The following is a 21,840-nucleotide window of genomic DNA, read 5'->3' on the forward strand; positions in this document are numbered from 1 at the left end:
AAGGCGGATGCCGCCAATCCGGCGGCCGATGTGCAACTGACCGGCAATGTCGCCGGACAGCCGCTGCAGGGCAATGCGGTGCTTGCCACCGCCAATGGCAAGAGCGCGATCAAGGGCCTCAGCCTTGCACTCGGCGACAACAAGGTTTCGGGCGACCTCGCGCTCGACGAAGCGTTCGTGCCGGTGGGCACCGTGTCGCTCGATCTTCCTGACATAGGGCCACTGGCGGCGCTTGCGCTAGAAAAGGCGGAAGGCGACGTCCGCGGCGCGATCGCCTTCTCGAAGGCCGGCAACGCACCGAACGTCGCCGTCAAGGCAACCACAGCAGCGATCAGGCGCGGCGACCTCTCGGCCAAAAAAGTCGCCGTCGACGCCCAGATCGCCAATTACCTCGCAGCACCTGTCATCTCCGGCAAGATCCGCGCCGACAGCGTGACCTCCGGCGGCACTGCCGTTACCGGCATCGATGTCGACCTGAAGCGCGATGGCGACTGGACCGCCTTTTCCGGCGGCGCCACCGTGAAGAACATTCCGGCGAAAGCGGCCGGCCGGGTGAAAGTGGCGAACGGCACGACGACCGTCGAGCTCGCGTCGGGCCAAGCGACGGTGCAAGGCATCAAGGCGGCGATCGCGCAGGCCTCGACCGTGACCATCGCCAACGGCGCGACGACGCTCGACCGGCTGGTGCTCAATCTCGGCGGCGGCACGGCGACGGTGACGGGCAAGGTCACGCAGACGCTCGACATCAACGCCAATCTGGCCCGGGTGCCGGTCTCGCTCGCAAACAGTTTCTCGCCTGGCCTCGATGCGGCAGGCTCGATCTCGGGCACGGTCAAGGTCTCCGGCGCGCCGGCCACTCCGACGGTCGCCTTCAATGTCGATGCTTCGGGCGTGCAGACTTCGCAGACGCGGGGCGCAGGCCTCGGCGGCATGAACGTATCCTCGTCGGGAACCTTTGCCGGCAGCAAGCTTGCCTTCGACGCCAACATCAGCGACGGCGCCGGCCTTGGTCTCAAGGGCGGCGGCACGGTGACGACGGCAGGCGGGCCGACCCTGGCGCTCGATTTCAAAGGCAAGGTGCCGTTTTCCTTCCTTGCCTCGAAACTCGCCGTGCAAGGCCTGGCGCTCAACGGAACCGCCAATGTCGACGTGCAGGTGCGCGGTCCTGTATCCGCGCCGGTGATCAGCGGCAAAGTCTCGACGTCGGGCGCCCGTCTGATCGACGCGCGCTCCGGGCTGGCGGTCAACGACATCGGGGCTGACGTCTCGATCGGCGGCGGCGTCGCCAGGATCAATCGCCTGACGGGCACGTTGTCGACGCGCGGCAGCCTTTCGGCGAGCGGCACCGTCGGCATCACGCCGGCGCAAGGTTTTCCGGCCGACCTGTCGATAAAACTCACCGACGCCCGCTACACCGACGGCAGGGTGGTGACCGCCAATCTCGGCGGCGACCTGACCATTAAAGGCCCGCTCGTGTCGGCGCCGGTGATCGCCGGCACCATCAATCTGGCGAGGACGGTCATCACCGTGCCGGACAAACTGCCCGGTTCGCTCTCGGAGTTGGATGTGAAGCATAAGAACCCGCCGCGCGCGGTGCGCGCGCAGGACAGGGCTCTGAACCCGCCGACATCCAGCAGCGGCGGCAGCAGCGGCAGCGGCCTTGTCCTCGACGTGACGGTCAACGCACCGAATCAGATCTTCATCCAGGGCAGGGGCGTCGACGCCGAGCTAGGCGGCTCGCTGAAGCTGACCGGCCCGGCATCCTCGCCGCAGGCCGTCGGAACCTTCACCTTGCAACGCGGCCGGCTGACGATCCTTGCCAAGCGGCTGACCTTCACCGAGGGCACAGTCGGGTTCCAGGGTTCGCTTGTGCCTTACCTCAACCTGACCGCGACCACGACGACCAGCAGCGCCACCGTCACCATCGTCGTTTCGGGCGAAGCGACCAACCCGAAGTTCAACTTCTCCTCCGCACCGGCGCTGCCTGAGGACGAGGTGCTGGCGCAACTGATCTTCGGCCGCTCGATGTCCAATCTCTCGCCGCTGCAGATCGCCCAGCTCGCCGACGCGGCCGCGCAATTGGCCGGCGCCGGCGGCACGACCTCGCTGCTCGACAATCTACGCAGCGCGATCGGCATCGACGATCTCGACGTGACGACCGACGAGAAGGGGGGCACCGCGGTTTCGGCCGGCAAGTATCTCAACGACCGTACCTATGTGACAATCCAGAAGGGCGACAAACCGGGCTCCGGCAAGGCGACGATCGATCTCAATGTCGGGAGGGGCGTGAAGCTGCGCGGCGAGGCCAACGACGCGGGCGAAGCCAAGGGCGGCGTCTTTTACGAACGCGAATATTGACGGTGTTGCCCGCCCCGGCGGGCTGAAGAGGACTTTTGGCGCGCGCACGAGGCCCTGTCCGCCGGCAATGTCTTGATTTGATTGCCCTGTTAATTTTTGGAAATGTGCTGTGGACTAACAAATTTGCGTCAAGGCTGTCGCTATCACGCCAACCGGCCCCATTCCAAAGTTGCACATTCCCCACCATGTTCCAATTCCAAACCGGCTTTTGACATCACGGTCTGGATGCGGAATGTTAAAAGGCAGAAAGCCAAACAATGGGAGTCAGTCATGGCAATCTACAAAAGTAACGGTGATCGCGTTCCGGACCACATCCTGGCGATGGCCGAAGCGGCCAAGTCGGGCACGGTGGACCGCCGTGAATTCCTGGCGTTGGCCAGCGTTTTCGGTGCATCGACGGCAATGGCTTACGGCATGCTCGGTCTCGCCGCGCCGACGCCGGCCAAGGCCGAGGACGTGCAGGGCAAGAAGGGCGGCGTGCTGAAGGTCGCCATGTCGATCAAGGATCCCAAGGATCCACGCACCGCCGACTGGTCGGAGATTGCCAACGCCGAGCGCCAGGCGCTCGAGCCGCTGGTGAAGTACACGAAGGAGTATACCTTCGCGCCTTACCTGCTGGCAAGCTGGGACATCAACGACGACGCCACCGAATACACGCTGCATGTGCGGCCAGGCGTCGAATGGAATAACGGCGACAAGTTCACCGCCGACGACGTGATCTACAATTTCACCCGCTGGGCCGACAAGGCAGCGGAAGGCAACTCGATGCCTGGCCGCCTCGGCAGCCTGGTCGACGACGGCACCAAGAAGCTGCGCGAAGGCTCCGTGGTCAAGGTCGACGACATGACGGTCAAGCTCAAGCTGAGCAAGCCCGACATCGCCATCATCCCGAACATGTGCGATTATCCGGCACTGGTCGTGCATAAGACCTTCGATGAGAAGGGCGCCAACTTCAAGAATTGCCCGATCGGCACCGGCCCGTTCGAGCTTGTCTCCTACGAAGTCGGCCAGAAGGTGGTCTACAAGCGCCGCGAGACCGGCAGGTGGTGGCAGGGCGAAGCTTTCCTCGATGGTGTCGAGTTCATCGATTACGGCACCGATCCGGCGGCGACGGTTTCGGCTTTCGAATCCGGCGAAGTCCAGACCAACCACGAAACGACCGCCGACTACATCAAGATCATCGCTGATGTCGGCGCGCCGGTTTCGGAGGTCGTCACGGCCGCCACCGTGGTGTCGCGGTTCAACATCACCCACAAGCCGTATGACAACCAGAAGGTTCGTCAGGCGATGTTGCTTGCGGTCGACAACGCCACGGTGCTACAGCTCGGCTACGGCAATGCCGGCACCCCGGCTGAAAACCACCATGTCGCGCCGATCCATCCGGAATATGTCAAGCTGCCCGAGGTCAAGCGCGACATCGCCAAGGCCAAGCAGATGCTGACGGAAGCCGGCGTGATCGATTTCGAGCACGAACTGATCAGCAACGACGAAGACTATCACAAGAACACCACGGACGCGATCGCGGCCCAGCTGCGCGAAGCGGGCATCAAGGTGAAGCGCACCGTGCTGCCGAGCTCGACCTTCTGGAACGACTGGACGAAGTATCCGTTCTCGCAAACCAACTGGAACATGCGCCCGCTGGGCATCCAGGTCATCTCCATCGCCTATCGCTCCGGCGAAGCGTGGAACGAGACGGCCTACGCCAATCCCGACTTCGACAAGAAGGTCAACGAGGCGCTCGGCATCGCCGATGCGGAGAAGCGCAAGGTTGTGATGAAGGACATCGAGCAGACCCTGCAGGATTCCGGCATCATCATCCAGCCTTACTGGCGCAAGCTCTACATCAACATCAAGCCCGAGGTGAAGAACCACTCGATGCACCCGACCTATGAGCACGACTTCGGCAAGGTCTGGCTCGAACAGGCGTGATCCTTTTGCGACAAATATGAGGGGCGTCAGCCCCTCTTATTTGCAGCTTCGTCGCCGTTGCGTATTGTGCAACGGTGGCGGAGCCTCACAAGGTATCCGACACAGGGTTGAACCTATCTGACCCCAACCCGGCCGGCAGGGGAGCGCGCATGTTCTCATTCATTGCCAGACGCATCGGCACGATTCTGCTCACGATGCTATGCCTGACGCTGGTCGTCTTCTTTCTCGTCAATCTCGAGCCCAACTTGAAGAAGCTGGCGATCAGCCAGACCGAGATGCACACGTCGGCCGAACAGCTCGAAAGCTGGCTGGTCAATCACGGCTACCGGCAGAACTTCTTTGCGCGCTACGGCCAATGGCTGGGCGTCCTGCCCAAGCAGCCGATCACCGATCCTGCCACCGGCAAGGTGACGCAGCGCTTCTCCTTCTGCAACGATCCGGTCGAGCCGAAATTCTCCGGCGTGCTGCAGGGCGATTTCGGCTGTTCGACCAAGTTCAAGACGACGGTCGCGGCCAAGCTGTTTCCGGCACTCGGCGCCACCGGCATATTGATGTTCTGGGTGCTGGCGGTGATGGTGCCGATCTCGCTGCTCATCGGCATCCTTGCCGGCATGCGCGAAGGCTCGCGAACGGACCGGACCCTGTCGGTGGCCTCCATCGCCTCGACGGCGACGCCCGAATATGTGTCGGGCGTCATCTTCACCGTCATCTTCGCCTCGTGGTTGGGCTGGCTGAACGGCTCGGCGGCATCCGCCAGCCAGGGCATCACCTTCTACAATTTCACCCTGCCGGTGATCACTCTGGCGATCTACGGCACCGGCTATATCGCGCGCATGACACGGGCCTCGATGGTCGAGGTGATGACGCAGCAGTATATCCGCACGGCCCGCCTCAAGGGCCTCTCCTTCGGCAGTGTGGTGATCAAGCACGCGCTACGCAACGCGCTGATCGCGCCTTTCACCGTCATCATGCTGCAGTTCCCGTGGCTGCTCACCGGCGTCGTCATCGTCGAGGTGATGTTCCGCTACCAGGGTTTCGGCTACACGCTGGTCGAGGCCGCCGGCAACAACGACATCGACCTTCTGCTCGGCTGCTCGCTGGTCTCGGTGTTCATCGTGCTGATCACCCAACTCATCTCGGATGTCGGCTACGCGTTTCTCAATCCGCGCATCAGAGTTCAATAGGGGGCAGGGCGGATGCAGATCGAATATATCGGTGCCTTCGATGTCGTGCTCGGCGTGCTTTGGCGCTTCTGGCCGGTATGGGTCGCGCTTGTCCTGGTGATGGGCGTTAGCTTTACCTACAAGAAGAAGCTCGGGCTCTACGGCCAGCTCTTTGACAGCGGCGTCGGCATTGCCGGCGTCGGCATCTGCCTGTTCTGGCTGTTCACGGCGATCTTCGCCTCGACCATCTCGCCTTTCGATCCGCTGGCCCAGGTGTCGATCATGAAGGATACGCTGCCCGGCGCGATCGAGCCGACTTCGAAGCTCGTCTACTATTTCGGCGGCGACAAGCTCGCCCGCGACGTGTTCTCGCGCATGGTCTATGGCAGCCAGATCGTGCTGATCATCGCGCCGGCGGCGACCGGTTTTGCGCTGATGGTCGGCATCACGCTCGGCCTGCCGGCCGGTTACTACGGCGGCAAGATCGACACGGTGCTGTCCTTCCTCGCCAATCTGGTGCTGGCCTTCCCGGTGATCCTTTTGTTCTACCTGCTGGTGACGCCAGGCATCATGGATACGCCTATCCCGTACGCCCTGGCGGGGCTGTTCTTCCTGTTCCCGATCATCTTCTTTTGCGTGCTGTTCTGGACCCGCTACAAGAACCGGCCGGACCGGCTCTATATCCTGCTCGGCCTGACGCTCGTCATCGGGGGCTGGATCTATACGGGCCTCGTCTTCGACAAGGATCCGCTGAGGATCGTCCACATCGATCCCAACCAGCTCAACATCTTCGTGGCGGTGGTGTTCGCTTCCAGCCCCGGCGTGTTCCGGATCGTGCGCGGGCTGACCATGGATATCAAGACGCGCGACTACGTGGCGGCGGCGCAGACGCGCGGTGAATCGCCCTGGTACATCATGCTGTGGGAAATCCTGCCCAATGCACGCGGACCGCTGATCGTCGATGCCTGCCTGCGCATCGGCTATACGACGATCCTGCTCGGCACGCTCGGTTATTTCGGCCTGGGGCTGGCGCCGGAGAGTCCCGACTGGGGCACGGCGATCAAGGATGCCAGCCGGCTCTTGCGCTCCTTCATCCACCCGGCGCTGCCGCCGACGATCGCGCTGATGTCGTTCGTGCTGGGCCTGAACCTTTTGGCGGATTCGCTGCGCGAACAGTCGATGAAGGATTGATGGCGGGGCTTCGGGCCCCATCTTCCAGGAAGCAAGGATTGGAGCGACCCATGAACGAGGCAGTTCGAGATCCAGCCAAGACGACCAATGGGCCGATCATCGAGATCGAGAACCTCTCGATCTCGTTCTTCACCCGCAAGGGCGAGATCCCGGCGGTGATGGACTTTTCCTGCACGGTCATGCCCGGCGAGGCGATGGGCATCGTCGGCGAATCCGGCTGCGGCAAGTCGACCGTGTCGCTCGGCATCATGCGCGACCTCTCAAACATCGGAAAGATCGTCGGCGGCCGCATCAAGTTCCAGGGCAGGGACATGGGCGACATGTCCGACGAGGAGCTTCGGGCCATCCGCGGCAACAAGATCGCCATGATCTATCAGGAGCCGATGGCGAGCCTCAATCCGGCGATGAAGGTCGGCCAGCAATTGATGGAAGTGCCGCTGATCCACGACAAGGTCTCGAAGGAAGAGGCCCATAACCGTGCACTGGAGATGGTGCGCGCGGTCAAGCTGCCCGATCCGGAGCGCATGATGCGCTCCTATCCCCACCAGCTTTCGGGCGGCCAGCAGCAGCGCATCGTCATCGCCATGGCGCTGCTGTCGAAACCGGCGCTGCTGCTCCTCGACGAGCCGACGACGGCGCTCGACGTCACCGTCGAGGCCGGCATCGTCGAACTGGTCAAGGGACTGGGCCAGAAGTTCGGCACCTCGATGATCTTCGTGTCGCACAATCTCGGCCTCATTCTCGAGACCTGCGACAAGATCACGGTGATGTATTCCGGCGAGGCCGTCGAGACCGGCAAGATCGAGGACGTGTTCGACCGGATGCGCCACCCCTATACGCAAGGGCTGTTCCGCTCGATTCCGTTGCCTGGCGCCGACAAGAATTCGCGGCCGCTGATCTCCATTCCCGGCCAATTGCCGCTGCCGCATGAGCGGCCGAAGGGATGCAATTTCGGACCCCGCTGTCACCATTTCGTCGAGGGCGTCTGCAACGCCGCCGAAATTCCGATGGTTGCCGTCGAGGGGCATGAGGGCCATTTCTCGCGCTGCGTGCGTTTCAACGAGATCGACTGGGAAGCGCTGCCGCCCGGCGCCAAGAAGGTCAACGAAAAGGTCGAGCCCGGCGCGCCGGTGCTCAAGATCGACAATCTCAAGAAGTACTACAAGGTCGGCGGCAGCGAGGTGTTCGGCTCCAGCGAAGGCCGCGTCGTCAAGGCCAACGAGACGATTTCGTTCACCGCGCGCGAGTCCGAAACGGTCGCGATCGTCGGCGAGTCCGGCTGCGGGAAATCGACGCTCGCCAAGGTGCTTCTGGGGCTTGAGACCGCAAGCTCGGGCACCGTGACGCTGGGCAACAAGGAGATCCAGTCGACCGGCATCGAGAGCCGCAATGTCGAAACGGTATCGTCGATCCAGATGGTGTTCCAGAACCCGTTCGACACGCTAAACCCCAGCCATACGGTCGGCTCGCAGATCATCCGCACGCTGGAGAAGTTCAATGTCGGCAAGACCGTCGCCGAGCGGCGCAAGCGCATGCTGGAGCTGCTCGACCTGGTGAAGCTGCCGCGGGCCTTCGAGACCCGCAAGCCGCGCCAGCTCTCAGGCGGCCAGAAGCAGCGCATCGGCGTGGCCCGCGCCTTCGCTGGCGACGCCAAGGTGGTGGTGGCCGACGAGCCGGTCTCGGCGCTCGACGTCTCGGTGCAGGCGGCGGTGACCGAACTCTTGATGGACATTCAGCGCAAGAACAAGACGACCATGCTGTTCATCAGCCACGACCTGTCCGTGGTGCGCTACATCGCCGACCGCGTCGTCGTCATGTATCTCGGCTATATCGTCGAGCAGGGCACGACGGACCAGATCTTCTCGCCGCCCTACCATCCCTACACGGAAGCGCTGCTCTCGGCGATCCCGATCGCCGACACCAGCGTGGTCAAGAAGCACATCGTGCTCGAAGGCGATATCCCATCGGCGATGAACCCGCCGACCGGCTGCCCCTTCCAGACGCGCTGCGGCTACAAGAAGCTGGTGCCGGACAATCTGTGCGAGACGACGGTGCCGCCGGTGAAGAATCTCGGCAACGGCCATATGAGCCTGTGCTGGCTGTCGGACGATGTCTTGGCGAAGATGGAGCCGGTCATCAAGTTCGACAAGGAGCATGCGGCACATGAAGGCGTGCCGGACGACGCGCCGCACGGCACCGGGCCGGGCTTTGCCGGCACCCCGCCCAAGCGCCCGAGGGGCAAGAGGCCGAAGCCGAACTAAAACTTCGCCGGGTCCCGGCCTCAGTTCCCACATTGCCGCAACTGGGCGGCGTAGTCGCGGGCCATTTGGTCCGTGGCGCGCGCGTAGTTCTGCACGCCGGCATCGCCGCGATTGCCGCGTTTGTAGGCCGACCAGCCGAGATAGTAGGCGAGATAGAGACTGTAGGTGTCGTTGCGGGCGACGCCGAAGCTGTCGACAGTCTTGGAATGATACCAGCCGACGAAGTCGATGGCGTCGGCGAAACGGCTGCGGCGCGCCGCCCAGTTGCCGGTCTCCATCTGATATTGCGACCAGGTGCCGTCCAGCGCCTGCGAATAGCCCGCGGCGGTGGAGACATGTTTCCAGGGAATGAAGCCGAGCAGCTTGGCGCGCGGTGGCCGGGCGTTGCTCTTGAAGCCGGATTCCTTGCGCACCGTCGCCATCAGCACCGGAACGGGAATGCCGTATTTTTGTTCGGTGCGCTCGGCGGCGGACTGCCAGTTGTCGAACCAACCGTCATTCTGGTCGAAGACGGCGCAGACATTGTTGATGTGGCTGGGCGCCGTCGCGCAGGCCGAAAGCGCCAGCAGCACAGAGACAACGACAATTTTACTAAAACTCGAGCTAGGCATCGGAAGACGAATAGGGCGAAATCATAAAAGGAATCTTTCGAGCTTCCTTAACGCCGGCCGAGGCGCCTCGATTTGACTCTATCGATATTTCGACGTCGTTCGTCGCATTTGTCTTCATCAGAACGAAAAAATGCCGCCTTGGCTAAAATCACGCCGGCAAATGGCGAATTCCTGACAGCTCGCGCCTGACGTCGGCGCTCTGATAGACGCATGACCGAACCAAGACGAAAACGCGGCGCCGAACGGACCAGCAACCGCGGGCCCGCCCCCATTCCGCAGCTGCCGCCACGGCGTGTGGTCAACCCTTACCCGCCCATGGCGGTGCTTTCGGCCGACCAGATCGAGTCCATTCACCAGGCCTCGATGCATATTCTCGAAAGTTTCGGCATCGAGGTGATGAGCCCGCGAGCGCTCGCGCTGTTCGAACGCGCCGGCGCCAAGGTCGATCACAGCTCGATGAATGTGCGCCTCGATCGGGGCATGGTCGACGAAGCGCTGAAGACGACACAGGCCGGCTACACACTTACGCCACGCAACCCGGCTCACGCCGTTTATCTCGGCGGCAACACGATCAACTTCACGCTGGTGGCCGGGCCGCCCAATGTGCACGACATGGAGCGCGGCCGCCGCGCCGGCAATCTCGCCGACTATTGCGATCTCGTCCGGCTGGCGCAGCATTTCAACTGCATCCATATGCTGGGGAACCAGGTCTGCGCGCCGATCGAGCTGCCGGCGAATTCGCGGCACCTCGACACCTACTTCGCCAATCTGACGCTGACCGACAAATGCTTCCATGTCTCGGCGATCGGCCGGGGCAGGGCGCTGGACGGCATCGAGATGATGGCGATCGCGCGTGGCTTGACTCTCGACCAGATCGGCCGGGATCCCGGCGTCACCACCATCATTTCCGTCAACTCGCCGCGCCGCTTCGACGAGATGATGGCCGAAGGGCTGATGACCATGGCCGAGTTCGGCCAGTCGGTGGCGGTGACGCCGTTCACGCTGATGGGCGCGATGAGCCCGGTGACGCTTGCCGGCGCGCTGGCGCAGCAAAATGCCGAGGCACTGTTCGGCATCGTGCTGACCCAGTTGGTGCGGCCCGGCGCGCCGGTGATGTATGGCGCCTTCACTTCCAATGTCGACATGAAGTCCGGCGCGCCGGCCTTCGGCACGCCGGAGAACACCAAGGCCAACATCGCCTCCGGGCAATTGGCGCGGCGCTACAATCTGCCGTACCGCACGACGCCGGGCTCGGCGTCCAATGCCGCCGATGCGCAAGGCGCCTATGAGACGCTGATGGCGCTGTGGGGTGCCGTGCTTGGCCACGGCAACCTCGTCTATCATGCCGCCGGCTGGCAGGAGGGCGGACTGACGGCCTCATTCGAAAAACTCATCATCGATGTCGAGATGATGCAGCACATGATGGAATTCCTGCGACCGATCGTGGTCGACGAAGGCGAATTGGCGGTCGACGCATTGGGCGCCGTGCCCACCGGCGGCCACTTCTTCGGCGAGCCGCATACGCTTGAACGCTATGCCACCGCCTTCTATCAGCCGATGCTCTCCAACTGGCAGAACTACGAGGCCTGGCAGGAGGCCGGCGCGCTCGATGCCACGGCGCGCGCGACCCGGCTCTGGAAGAAGGCGCTGGAAGACTACGTTCAGCCCGCAATGGACCCAGCCCTGCGCGAGGCGCTTGAAGCCTATATGGCGCGCCGCAAGGAAGCGATCGGGCAGGGCGAGCCGTGACGGTTTTGGAACGCTGGCGCTGCCCCTCATCCGCCTTCCGGCACCTTCTCCCCGTGAAGGACGGGGAGAAGGGAAGCGCTACAGCGCTGGCGACCCCTCTCCCCGTTTTTCACGGGGAAAGGGCAAGGGTGAGGGGCAGCGCCGACGTTTGAGGAGAGACATGCCTCTCATCCTGAATCCACTCAATCATCCAATTCCCCGAAGTAACGAGAAGAACCTATGAAGTCGCATGCAAAGGTCGTGGTCATCGGCGGCGGTGTTGTAGGATGTTCCGTGCTGTTCCATCTTGCCCGCCACGGCTGGACGGACGTGGTGCTTCTGGAGCGCGATGAGCTGACCTCGGGCTCGACCTGGCATGCGGCCGGCGGCATGCACACCATCAACGGCGATCCCAACGTCGCCAAGCTGCAGAAATACACGATCTCGCTCTACAAGGAGATCGAGGAGCTTTCCGCCCAGGCGACGGGGGTGCATCTGACCGGCGGCGTGCTCTTGGCAGCAACCGAGGCGCGGCTCGACTGGCTGCGCGGGGTCGTCTCCAAGGGCCGCTATCTCGGCATCGACCTCGAGGTGATCTCGGCGAAGGAAGCGGCCGAGTTGATGCCGCTCATCGATCCGAAGCAATTCGTCGGCGCCGTGCGCAACAAGGAGGACGGCCATCTCGATCCCTCCGGCGTCACCCACGCTTACGCCAAGGCGGCGCGGAAGCTGGGCGCGGAAGTGGAGCGCTTCACCAAGGTCGAGGACATCGTGCGCCGGCCCGACGGGCTTTGGCGCGTCATCACCAACAAGGGCGATGTGATCACCGAGCATGTCGTCAACGCCGGCGGTCTTTGGGCGCGCGAGGTCGGCCGCATGGTCGGGCTCGAACTGCCGGTGCTCGCCATGGAGCACATGTACCTGATCACCGAGGACATGCCGGAGGTCGCCGACTGGAACAAGAAGACCGGCACGGAAATCATCCATGCGGTCGACTTCGACGGCGAGCTCTATCTGCGCCAGGAGCGCGGCGGCATGCTGATGGGCACCTACGAGAAAGCCAACAAGGTCTGGTCCGAATTCTCCACACCATGAAATTTCGGCCACGAGCTGTTGGAGCCGGATATCGACCGTATCGCGCCCTCGCTCGAAGTCGGCTTCCGTCACTTCCCGGCCTTTCAGAAAACCGGGATCAAGCAGATCATCAATGGCCCCTTCACCTTTGCGCCGGATGGCAATCCGCTGGTCGGTCCGGTGCGCAGCCTGCCGGGCTTCTGGGTCGCCTGCGGCGTCATGGCGGGTTTTTCTCAAGGCGGCGGTGTTGGCCTGGCGCTCTCAAACTGGATGATCGAGGGTGATCCCGGCGCCGATATCTGGGCGATGGACGTGGCGCGCTACGGCGACTGGGCGACGATGACCTACACCAACGCCAAGGTGCGCGAGAATTACTCGCGCCGCTTCTCGATCCGCTTCCCGAACGAGGAACTGCCGGCCGGACGGCCGCTGAAGACAACGCCCCTTTACGACACATTGTCGGCCAAGGGCGCGCAATGGGGCGTCGCCTTTGGGCTGGAAGTGCCGCTCTGGTATGCGCCCGAAGGCGTCAAGGACGAGTTCTCGTGGCGGCGGTCGACCGATTTCGACCATGTCGGCAGCGAAGTGGCCGCCGTCCGCAACGGCGTCGGCCTCTCGGAGATCTCGAGCTTTGCCAAGTACAAGGTGACGGGCGAGGGGGCGGCAGCCTGGCTCGACCGTCTGCTTGCCTGCAGGATGCCCAAGCCCGGCCGCATGACGCTGGCGCCGATGCTGAAGGAAAACGGCAAGCTGATCGGCGATTTCACGCTCGCCAATGTCGGCGAGGGCGACTGGTTCGTCGCCGGCTCCGGCGTCGCCGAGCAGTACCATATGCGCTGGTTCGAGGCGCATCTGCCGAAGGACGACTCGGTGCAGATAAAATCGCTGGGGCAGTAGCTCACCGGCCTAGCCATCGCCGGGCCGAAGGCGAGGGCGGTGCTGGCCAAAGTCACCCGCGCCGACGTCTCAAACCCGGCGTTCCCATTCATGGCCGTCGCCACGATCGATATCGGCATGGCGCGGTGTCTTGTCGGCCGCGTCAGCTACACCGGCGATCTCGGCTACGAGATCTGGATGGCGCCGGAGTATCAGCGCGCCGCCTACCAGGCGCTGATCACGGCCGGCGAGGAATTCGGCATCGGCCTGTTCGGGTCGCGCGCGCTCAATGCGCTCAGGCTCGAAAAGAACTACGGCTCATGGGCGCGCGAATACCGGCCGATCTACGGACCGGTCGAGGCCGGGCTCGACCGTTTCGTCGCCTACGGCAAGGAGGCCGGGTTCATCGGCAAGGAAGCCGCCATTGCCGAGCGCAAGCAAGGCGGCAAGCTCCGGCTGCGCGCCTTCATCGTTGAGGCCACTGATGCCGATGTCATCGGCGACGAGGCGATCTGGCACGACGGCGTCGTGCGCGGCTGGGTGACGTCCGGCGGCTATGCGCACAATGCAAAAAAGTCCATCGCCATGGGCTACGTGCCGAAGGAGATCGCCGACAGGCCCGACGGCTTCGAGATCGAGATCCTCGGCAAGCGCCACGCCGCGCGCATTCAGGCAACGCCGCTGTTCGATGCCAATTTCGAGCGGATGCGCGCCTGAAAAACAGGCGCGCGTCCGCACAGGGCATCAGGCGCCGCGGCGGTTGTCGAGCGTGAAAGCGCCGGGACCGGCAAAGACCAGATAGAGGAAAACGAAGCAGAACGAGATCGCAGCGTCGCCGCCATTGTTAACGGGGAAGAAGTCGCGCGGGAAATGCGCCATGAAATAGGCGATGGCCATTTCGCCGCAGAGCAGGAACGCCACGGGTCGGGTCAACAGCCCCAGCGCCAGCAGGATGCCGCCGGCGAATTCAAGGATTGCGGACGTCAGCGCGAGCCCCGTCAGCGCCCCGGCATGGGCGCCGGCGGGGAAATTGAACAGCTTCTGGGTGCCGTGCTCGGTGAACTGCAGCGCCGTCATGATGCGAAGCACGCCCAGCGCCTGCGGCTGATAGCGGGAGAGACCTTCAAAAAGCTTCATCTAAACTCCATCTTGCCCTTCCGGACCCGCCATAAATTATCGCCCGGAAGCGGACCATTCACTTCCCATGCCCTGCCATCAACAATCGGTGAGTGGGCATGAGTTCACCTCTTCCGGCTTATTCTCGCCGTGGTTGCAATTGTCTCTCATAAGTTGTATTGATGCGCGGATACACCAAATCATCCGGGAATCCATCGCCATGAAAAAATTCGCCATCAGCCTCTTCGCATTCCTTGCAGGCACGAGCTTCGCCATAGCTGCCGATGCTGGTTGTGATGCCTTCAAATGGCCGGTGACACGCGAGCAGGCCCTGTTTCCGTCAGCGTCCGCCGCCCAGTCCGGCGCGGCCCTGACAGTCGGGCAAGCGGCGGATTTCTCACTTGCAGCGGTCGACACGATCGGGTTTGAAGTTCCGCCTGGACGTGCACCGGCAGCCGGCACGTTCGGCGCGATGGCAAGCGTGACCGTACCGGCTGAAGGCGAGCTCCAGTTCAGCCTGTCCGATGAGGTCTGGATCGATGTCGTCCAAGACGGCCGCGCCGTGAAGTCGGCGGGCTTCAGCCGCGCGAAGACCTGCCCAGGCATTCGCAAGAGCGTGCGCTTCAAGCTGTCGGCCGGTCCGGCCACCGTGCAGCTCAGCGGCGCCAAGAAGGCCGATCTCAAAGTGGCGGTGCTGACGCCGGAGTGACGCCCAAGAGGGCGACGCCGGCGCCGGGCCAGCGCTCCCCTCTGCCCGGCCCGACCTCCGCAGCAGCTGCGCCGCGGCTGCGGAGGATGGACCGGATATCTGCCCCACAAGGGGGCGGCAGTTTCTACCGCCCAGGCGCCAGCAGCGCGAAATGCGCGCCCTGCGGGTCCTGGCATTGGATGATCCACTGCGCGCTCGGCACCTCCATCGGCCCCATCAATACCTTGCCGCCATTGTCGGTGGCACGCTTGGCGGCGGCGTCGATCGCGTCGACGTTGAAATAGAACTGCCAGACCGGGACCGGGATCTGCGGCGGCTTGTTCATCATGCCGCCGCCGGATTCGGGCCCGGCGCCGAAGGTCTGGTAGATGCCCATCTCGCCCATGTCGAACTGACCGGCGCTCTCCCAGCCGAACTGGCTGGAATAGAAGTCGAAAGCGGCTTTCCAGTCCGAGGTGTAGAGCTCGTGCCAGCCAACATGGCCGGGCGTGGTAGCGGGTACCGGCGGCTGCTCGGGCTGGTTGGGCTGCAGGAACATGAAGGTCGCGCCCTGCGGGTCGGCGACGACGGCGAAGCGACCGACGCCGGGAATATCATCCGGCGCGCGATGAACGGCACCGCCAGCGTCCTTGAGCGCCTTCGTCGAGGCATCGACGTCCTTGGTGTAGATGTAACCGAGCCAGGCCGGCGGCATGCCCATCTTGGCGGCATCCTCCGGCATCGTCATCAATCCGCCGACGCCGCGCAGGCTGGAATTCACCACGATATAGCGCGGCATGCCCGGCGCCTTGTCGAAGGGCTCGGCCCGCCAGCCGACGACAGCAGTATAAAAAGCCTCGGCGGCGTCGAGGTCGGTGGTCATCAGTTCGTACCAGAAGAAGGGTTTTGCGGCATTCGGCATGGTCGGTCTCCTCACCGGTTCAGGCAGCGATCGCGGTTCCGATCCATCATAGGACGATCTCGGCGACAGAAATCCGACATCTGGACCAGAAATCGAGAACGGCAAGGCGCTCATGCATGTCACTCAAAAATGCGCAGCGGTTTTTGGGCGACCGACACGCATCAAAAACGGAGCTTAAAGTGCGTCGCCCGAATCCGTTTCTGCGCGAAGTGCTTCAGGCCCCGCGATCTTGCATGGCCCGAACTTTGCTGCAGGCAACGAGGGGCTGTCTTCCATGGGTCGAATGTCGCTTACGCCCGAGCTTGTGGCTTTGTGCCATCGCGAGGAGCTCGACCCTGGTCCGAGCGGGGACTGGACGCAGCTCAACGACGACGATTTCCGCGCTCTCGCCTCGCGCCTGTCAGACGAGGCCGACGAGGGGCCGCTCTGGTGTTCGCTTATGGCTCGCTGATCTGGAAGCCGGCGTTGGAATCCATCGAGCAACGCCGCGCCTCCGCCTATGGCTGGCATCGCTCCTTCTGCCTCGACATGGTGCGCTGGCGAGGCAGCGCCGCGCAGCCGGGGTTGATGATGCTCGAGCGCGGCGGCCGTTGTGACGGCGTCATCTATCGTCTGCCGGACGGCGAGAAGCCCGCCCAGATCGAGAGATTGCTGCGGCGAGAAATCGACGATCATGAAAGCGTCAGCTCGGTCCGGTGGGTTCCGGTACGCACGGCGCAAGGATCGCTGCGAAGCGCTGGGCTTCTGGATCGGGGTGACGGGTAGGGGCACGTCGCTCAGGCAGCCGCTCGAAAGGGTGGCGAAGACACTGGCACACGCATGCGGCCATGTAGGTTCCGGCGCCGAATATCTTTACTACACCGTCAGCCACCTCGAAACATTCGGCATCCATGACCGCAATCTGTGGCGCCTGCAGGAACTCGTGGCAGACGAGATCAGGTCGATCCATCCCTCCAGGATTGAAAGCGCTGAACCGACAGACATCGGCGTGGCGATAATATGAGTACGACTATCATGTTTTGTCCAAGCAATACAGCAGCTTGGCCGAAAATTGACCAATTGATAAAAAAATAAAACGTGCTAGCCTTCCTCAAAACAAACAAGGGGAACTGGAATGGCGACTGGTCATTTCATCGAAGGCATAGCCGGCGGCCGGCTGTCTGCGGAGCAATACGCCGATAATTTTTCCGACCTGCACCCGCCGCTCGATCACCACGAGGCGCTGGTTGAGGCCGATCGCTGCTATTTCTGCTACGATGCGCCGTGCATGAATGCATGCCCGACCTCGATCGATATCCCGTTGTTCATCCGGCAGATCGCGACCGGCAATCCGCTGGGCTCGGCCAAGACCATTTTCGACCAGAACATTCTTGGCGGCATGTGCGCCCGAGTCTGCCCGACGGAGACGCTGTGCGAAGAGGTCTGCGTGCGCGAGGTCGCGGAGGGCAAGCCGGTGCAGATCGGCCGGCTGCAGCGCTATGCGACCGATGTCGCGATGGATGAGGGCAAGCAGTTCTACAAGCGCGCCGAACCGACCGGAAAAACGGTCGCCGTGGTCGGCGCCGGGCCAGCGGGCCTGGCGGCGGCGCATCGCTTGGCCCGCCACGGCCACGATGTGACGATCCTCGAAGCGCGGCCGAAGGCTGGCGGCCTCAATGAATACGGCATCGCGGCTTACAAGAGCGTCGACGATTTCGCTCAGGCCGAGGTCGACTACGTCACCGCGATCGGCGGCATCGACATCCAGAACGGCAAAGCGCTCGGACGGGACTTCCAGCTTTCCGACCTGATCCGCAACTACGATGCGGTGTTCCTTGGCCTCGGGCTCGGCGGCGTCAATGCGCTGCGCGCCGAAGGCGAGGATACGGATGGCGTCGCCAACGCAGTCGAGTTCATCGCCGAACTCAGGCAGGCAAGCGACCTTTCCAGCCTGCCGGTCGGCCGCCGCGTCGTCGTCATCGGCGGCGGCATGACGGCGATCGACGCCGCGGTGCAGTCGAAGCTGCTCGGCGCCGAGGAGGTGACGATCTGCTACCGGCGCGGCCAGGAGCATATGAATGCCTCCGGCTTCGAGCAGGATCTGGCCGCCGCGAACGGCGTCACGATCCGCCACTGGCTGCAGCCGAAGCGCGTCATCGCCGAGAACGGCAAAGTGTCGGCGATCGAGCTCGAATACACAGCCATGAATGGCGACAAGCTCGCCGGTACCGGCGAAATGCTGAGGCTCAACGCCGACCAGGTGTTCAAGGCGATTGGCCAGAGCTTTGTGCCGGCTCATCTCAACGGCAGCGTTGCCTCCATCGAGCTCGATGGCGGCCGCATCAGGGTCGATGCCGAGGGCCGCACCTCGCTGGCGAAAGTCTGGGCGGGCGGCGACTGCATCTTCGGCGGCGACGACCTGACGGTCTCGGCCGTGGCGCAAGGCCGCGACGCCGCCGAATCCATCCACCGGGCACTGACCTCTAACGGGAGGGCATGAGCATGGCAGACATCCGCAACACCTTCGTCGGCATCAAGTCGCCAAATCCGTTCTGGCTGGCTTCGGCGCCGCCGACCGACAAGGCCTATAATGTCGAACGCGCCTTCAAAGCCGGCTGGGGCGGCGTGGTCTGGAAGACGCTTGGCGAAGAGGGCCCGCCGGTCGTCAACGTCAACGGCCCGCGCTACGGCGCGATCTGGGGCGCCGACCGCCGGCTGCTCGGCCTGAACAATATCGAGCTGATCACCGACCGCGACCTGCAGACCAATCTGCGCGAGATGAAGCAGGTGAAGATGAACTGGCCGGATCGGGCGCTGGTCGCCTCGATCATGGTGCCTTGCGAGGAGGAAAGCTGGAAGGCGATCCTGCCGCTGGTCGAGGAGACCGGCGCCGACGGCATCGAGCTCAATTTCGGCTGCCCGCACGGCATGAGCGAACGCGGCATGGGCTCGGCGGTGGGCCAGGTGCCGGAATATATCGAGATGGTGGTGCGCTGGTGCAAGCAGTATACGCGCATGCCGGTCATCACCAAGCTGACGCCGAACATCACCGACATCCGCAAGCCGGCGCGCGCCGCCAAGGCCGGCGGCACCGACGCGGTGTCGCTGATCAACACCATCAACTCGATCACCGGGGTTGACCTCGACAGTTTCGCGCCGCAGCCGACCATCGACGGCAAGGGCTCGCATGGCGGCTATTGCGGCCCGGCGGTGAAGCCAATCGCGATGAACATGGTGGCCGAGATCGCGCGCGATCCGGAAACGCACGGCCTGCCAATCTCGGGCATCGGCGGCATCACAACCTGGCGGGATGCTGCCGAATTCATGGCGCTCGGCGCCGGCAACGTGCAGGTCTGCACCGCGGCAATGACATACGGCTTCAAAATCGTGCAGGAGATGATCGCGGGGCTGGAGAACTGGATGGACGAGAAGGGCCACGCCTCGCTGTCCGGCATCGTCGGCCGCGCCACACCCAATGTCACGGACTGGCAGTATCTCAACCTCAACTATGTCGCTAAGGCGCATATCGACCAGGACGCGTGCATCAAATGCGGGCGCTGCCACATCGCCTGCGAGGACACCTCGCATCAGGCGATCACCAGCATGGTCGACGGCGTCAGGCATTTCGAGGTGATCGAGGCCGAATGCGTCGGGTGCAATCTTTGCGTCAATGTCTGCCCGGTCGAGGGCTGCATCACCATGGAACCGCTGGCCGCCGGCGTGCTGGATCAGCGCACGGGCATACCGGTGTCGCCGGTCTACGCCAACTGGACGACGCATCCGAACAATCCGATGGCCAAGGTGGCCGCGGAGTAGGGAACACTTTTGAAAGAAATGCGGCGCCTTCGGGTGCCGTTTTTCGTTACCTATATTGCAGATAAGAATTATCCATGATAGGTACTATCCATGAATTGGAGCCAAAGATCGTGAAGCTGGGAGAGGGCGTCGAAGCGGCGATCCACTGCGCCGCCATGCTTGCCGGCGTCGACGGCAACAGCACCATGTCGGGCGCGGCCATGGCCGAGGCGTTCGGCCTGTCGCCGAGCTATCTCTTGAAGCATCTCAATCAGCTGACAACGGCGCGCATCCTGGAATCCGTGCCGGGGCCGGCAGGCGGCTACAGGCTGGCGCAGCCGGCCGAGCGGATCACGCTGCTCGACATCGTGCTTGCGGTCGAGGGCAGGGAGCCTGCCTTCCGCTGCGGCGAGATCCGCCAGCGCGGCCCGGTCAAGCTCGACGCGTCGGCCTATGTCAAACCGTGCGGCATCAATGCCGCGATGCTGAGGGCCGAGCGCGCTTATCGCGCCGCGCTTGCCGATGCAAAGCTCTCCGACATCGTCGCCGATTTCATGAACGACGCCGATCCCCGCACCGTCGCCGCAAGCTGCGCCTTCGTCGAACGCCATCAGCGGGCGCAGAAAGTTCAACAACCAAGCAAAGCGTGAAAGGTAAGAGAATGAAACAGAGGCTGCAGTTCTTCGCCAAGGCGCCTGAAATCATGAAGGCGGTGATGGCGCTCAACAAGGCCGTCGAGGAGTGCGGGCTGGAAGAAAGCCTGATGCACCTGGTCAAGCTCAGGGCTTCGCAGATCAATGGCTGTTCCTATTGTGTCGAGATGCACAGCCGCGAGGCAAGGCGAGATGGCGAAACGGAGCAGCGGCTTTATTTGGTCGCCGCCTGGAAGGAGTCGCCGCTGTTTTCCGAGCGCGAGCGCGCCGCGCTCGCCTGGACCGAGAAGGTGACGAACATCTCCGACAACGGCGTTCCGGACGATCTCTACGCCAGGACGCTGGAGCAGTTCTCCGAGGAAGAGCTGGTCAAGCTGACGGTGGTGATCGGCATGATCAACACGTGGAACCGGCTCTGCGTGTCGTTCCACGCCATCCATCCGATGCCAGCCGCCAAGGCTGCCTGACCATCCAAAGCCGCGCGGATCCGAAGACGGTTCCGCGCGGCTTTCATTTGCGAGATCAATGACATGTTTTGAGAATCTTCAGAACGAGACTCTGTTTGCCGCGCGCCTGCTGCTCGGCGGCGCCTTCGTCATTGCCGGCCTGCGCAACGCTCAGCACAAGACCTGCTCATCCCGATGATGGCGGCACGCGGCGTGCCGTAGGCAGGGCCGGCATTGTGGCTGGGCATGTCCTGCAGGTCGCGCCGGACGGCTGGTGATCGGCGTCTTGTTCACCGCGCTGGCGGCGGCAAGCCTGATCCTGTTCCTGATCGTCGCGACGCCGATGTTTCACAATTTCTGGGATCATCAGGGTCCGGATCGCGCCTCACGCATCAACGGCTTCGTCGCCAATGTCCCCCTGGCCGCGGGTTCCTGGCGCGGGTCTATGCCTGACAACTGCACTCGGAGTCCGCACAATCGATGGCGCCGCGTTAATCGGTTTGTCGCGATTGTCCTGTATTGGCAAAAAACAGGTTCGCCCGTCGGAGCGTTCATGGAGCAGAGCTGGACTGCATTCTGGGCACGCGTTTCGGATGCCTTCCACCAGGCGCTGTTTCCGTTCCGTGCAGTCGCGGGAGCCTTCGGCCAGCATCCGAGCGACATTCAGATATGGTGCTTTCTGTGCGGCGTCTTCTTCCTGGCGGTCGTCGCCATACAGACCTATGGCGACATCATGCTCAGGCGACGCGGCGCCTTTGCCACCGGCAAGGTGATCGGCATCGACAAGTCGAGCGACGGGCCGGACACGCCGATCATCGAATTCGCCGACCGACTGGGCAAGACCTGGCGTTTCTACTCGCACCTGCCGGTCAACGGAACGACCGGGAACGTCGGCGCAGCGGTCGAAGTGATTTATGACCCTCTCCACCCGAAGCGGGCGCGGGAAGTCGGCCGCCCGCTGATGAAGGCCGTCCACCTGGCTGTCTGGTATGCGGTCGTCGCCGGGCTGATGGTGCTGGCCTTCTTGCCCGGCCTCTTTTCCAATTGATC

15 protein-coding genes and 2 pseudogenes are annotated in these 21,840 nt (G+C 63.3%); 14 read left to right on the forward strand and 3 right to left on the reverse strand.

Annotated features, from left to right (window positions below; translation table 11 throughout):
• From CK222_RS26235 to CK222_RS26255, 5 genes are all read left to right on the forward strand, one after another.
• Nucleotides 1–2,358, forward strand: a 2,358-nt coding sequence (locus tag CK222_RS26235) for a translocation/assembly module TamB domain-containing protein (protein WP_176477742.1), incomplete at its 5' end; no start/stop codon positions are given.
• Between the two features lie 270 nt (nt 2,359–2,628).
• Nucleotides 2,629–4,287, forward strand: coding sequence for an ABC transporter substrate-binding protein (locus CK222_RS26240; RefSeq protein WP_095802381.1), 1,659 nt, complete (start codon nt 2,629–2,631; stop codon nt 4,285–4,287).
• A gap of 149 nt (nt 4,288–4,436) precedes the next feature.
• Nucleotides 4,437–5,471 (forward strand): ABC transporter permease, encoded by a 1,035-nt coding sequence (locus tag CK222_RS26245; RefSeq protein WP_067328931.1) that lies wholly within the window; start codon nt 4,437–4,439, stop codon nt 5,469–5,471.
• 12 nt (nt 5,472–5,483) lie between these two features.
• Nucleotides 5,484–6,641, forward strand: coding sequence for an ABC transporter permease (locus CK222_RS26250; RefSeq protein WP_066990564.1), 1,158 nt, complete (start codon nt 5,484–5,486; stop codon nt 6,639–6,641).
• 50 nt (nt 6,642–6,691) lie between these two features.
• Nucleotides 6,692–8,902: an ABC transporter ATP-binding protein gene (locus CK222_RS26255; RefSeq protein WP_095802382.1), complete on the forward strand. Its 2,211-nt coding sequence runs from the start codon at nt 6,692–6,694 to the stop codon at nt 8,900–8,902.
• Between the two features lie 20 nt (nt 8,903–8,922).
• Here CK222_RS26255 and CK222_RS26260 read toward each other — a convergent pair whose 3' ends face one another.
• A complete protein-coding gene (locus tag CK222_RS26260; protein WP_095802383.1) occupies nt 8,923–9,513 on the reverse strand; it encodes a transglycosylase SLT domain-containing protein in 591 nt (196 codons plus the stop codon).
• A 210-nt stretch (nt 9,514–9,723) separates the two neighbouring features.
• Between CK222_RS26260 and CK222_RS26265 the strand changes: the two genes are divergently transcribed.
• Both CK222_RS26265 and CK222_RS26270 read left to right on the forward strand, forming a co-directional pair.
• The gene (locus tag CK222_RS26265; RefSeq protein WP_095802384.1) at nt 9,724–11,262 is read left to right on the forward strand and encodes a trimethylamine methyltransferase family protein; all 1,539 of its coding nucleotides are present in this window, start codon (nt 9,724–9,726) and stop codon (nt 11,260–11,262) included.
• Between the two features lie 219 nt (nt 11,263–11,481).
• Nucleotides 11,482–13,908: pseudogene (locus tag CK222_RS26270) on the forward strand (FAD-dependent oxidoreductase).
• A gap of 27 nt (nt 13,909–13,935) precedes the next feature.
• On the opposite strand, the gene CK222_RS26275 reads toward CK222_RS26270, so the two are convergent.
• Nucleotides 13,936–14,328, reverse strand: coding sequence for a DoxX family protein (locus CK222_RS26275; RefSeq protein ID WP_095802385.1), 393 nt, complete (start codon nt 14,326–14,328; stop codon nt 13,936–13,938).
• Nucleotides 14,329–14,527: 199 nt separating this feature from the next.
• On the opposite strand from CK222_RS26275, the gene CK222_RS26280 reads away from it, so the two are divergent.
• The gene (locus tag CK222_RS26280) at nt 14,528–15,016 is read left to right on the forward strand and encodes a hypothetical protein (RefSeq protein ID WP_067328944.1); all 489 of its coding nucleotides are present in this window, start codon (nt 14,528–14,530) and stop codon (nt 15,014–15,016) included.
• 124 nt (nt 15,017–15,140) lie between these two features.
• Here the strand turns inward: CK222_RS26280 and CK222_RS26285 are convergent, their stop codons facing one another.
• Complete coding sequence (locus CK222_RS26285) at nt 15,141–15,917, reverse strand: VOC family protein (protein WP_095802386.1); 777 nt, start codon at nt 15,915–15,917, stop codon at nt 15,141–15,143.
• 274 nt (nt 15,918–16,191) lie between these two features.
• On the opposite strand from CK222_RS26285, the pseudogene CK222_RS26290 reads away from it, so the two are divergent.
• The 6 genes and pseudogenes from CK222_RS26290 to CK222_RS33555 all read left to right on the forward strand — a co-directional run bounded on the left by CK222_RS26290 (nt 16,192) and on the right by CK222_RS33555 (nt 21,838).
• A pseudogene (locus tag CK222_RS26290) lies at nt 16,192–16,920 on the forward strand (gamma-glutamylcyclotransferase).
• Between the two features lie 111 nt (nt 16,921–17,031).
• Nucleotides 17,032–18,396, forward strand: coding sequence for an NAD(P)-dependent oxidoreductase (locus CK222_RS26295; RefSeq protein WP_066990587.1), 1,365 nt, complete (start codon nt 17,032–17,034; stop codon nt 18,394–18,396).
• 2 nt (nt 18,397–18,398) lie between these two features.
• On the forward strand, nt 18,399–19,712 hold the full coding sequence (gene preA, locus CK222_RS26300) for an NAD-dependent dihydropyrimidine dehydrogenase subunit PreA (protein ID WP_095802387.1): 1,314 nt from the start codon (nt 18,399–18,401) through the stop codon (nt 19,710–19,712).
• A gap of 110 nt (nt 19,713–19,822) precedes the next feature.
• Complete coding sequence (locus tag CK222_RS26305; protein WP_095802434.1) at nt 19,823–20,341, forward strand: Rrf2 family transcriptional regulator; 519 nt, start codon at nt 19,823–19,825, stop codon at nt 20,339–20,341.
• 11 nt (nt 20,342–20,352) lie between these two features.
• Complete coding sequence (locus CK222_RS26310) at nt 20,353–20,811, forward strand: carboxymuconolactone decarboxylase family protein (RefSeq protein WP_067328952.1); 459 nt, start codon at nt 20,353–20,355, stop codon at nt 20,809–20,811.
• 253 nt (nt 20,812–21,064) lie between these two features.
• The gene (locus CK222_RS33555) at nt 21,065–21,838 is read left to right on the forward strand and encodes a DUF3592 domain-containing protein (protein WP_348628816.1); all 774 of its coding nucleotides are present in this window, start codon (nt 21,065–21,067) and stop codon (nt 21,836–21,838) included.
• Nucleotides 21,839–21,840: the final 2 nt, after the last annotated feature.

Source organism: Mesorhizobium sp. WSM3866 (assembly GCF_002294795.1).
Classification (GTDB): domain Bacteria; phylum Pseudomonadota; class Alphaproteobacteria; order Rhizobiales; family Rhizobiaceae; genus Mesorhizobium.

What these genes read in the sequence shown, in the direction of transcription:
- CK222_RS26255 (WP_095802382.1), top strand. Translation starts at nt 6,692, where the DNA reads ATGAACGAGGCAGTTCGAGATCCAGCCAAGACGACCAATGGGCCGATC.
- CK222_RS26265 (WP_095802384.1), top strand. Translation starts at nt 9,724, where the DNA reads ATGACCGAACCAAGACGAAAACGCGGCGCCGAACGGACCAGCAACCGC.
- CK222_RS26250 (WP_066990564.1), top strand. Translation starts at nt 5,484, where the DNA reads ATGCAGATCGAATATATCGGTGCCTTCGATGTCGTGCTCGGCGTGCTT.
- CK222_RS26310 (WP_067328952.1), top strand. Translation starts at nt 20,353, where the DNA reads ATGAAACAGAGGCTGCAGTTCTTCGCCAAGGCGCCTGAAATCATGAAG.
- CK222_RS26280 (WP_067328944.1), top strand. Translation starts at nt 14,528, where the DNA reads ATGAAAAAATTCGCCATCAGCCTCTTCGCATTCCTTGCAGGCACGAGC.
- CK222_RS26275 (WP_095802385.1), bottom strand. Translation starts at nt 14,328, where the DNA reads ATGAAGCTTTTTGAAGGTCTCTCCCGCTATCAGCCGCAGGCGCTGGGC.
- CK222_RS26295 (WP_066990587.1), top strand. Translation starts at nt 17,032, where the DNA reads ATGGCGACTGGTCATTTCATCGAAGGCATAGCCGGCGGCCGGCTGTCT.
- CK222_RS26260 (WP_095802383.1), bottom strand. Translation starts at nt 9,513, where the DNA reads ATGCCTAGCTCGAGTTTTAGTAAAATTGTCGTTGTCTCTGTGCTGCTG.
- CK222_RS26285 (WP_095802386.1), bottom strand. Translation starts at nt 15,917, where the DNA reads ATGCCGAATGCCGCAAAACCCTTCTTCTGGTACGAACTGATGACCACC.
- CK222_RS26245 (WP_067328931.1), top strand. Translation starts at nt 4,437, where the DNA reads ATGTTCTCATTCATTGCCAGACGCATCGGCACGATTCTGCTCACGATG.
- preA (WP_095802387.1), top strand. Translation starts at nt 18,399, where the DNA reads ATGGCAGACATCCGCAACACCTTCGTCGGCATCAAGTCGCCAAATCCG.
- CK222_RS26240 (WP_095802381.1), top strand. Translation starts at nt 2,629, where the DNA reads ATGGCAATCTACAAAAGTAACGGTGATCGCGTTCCGGACCACATCCTG.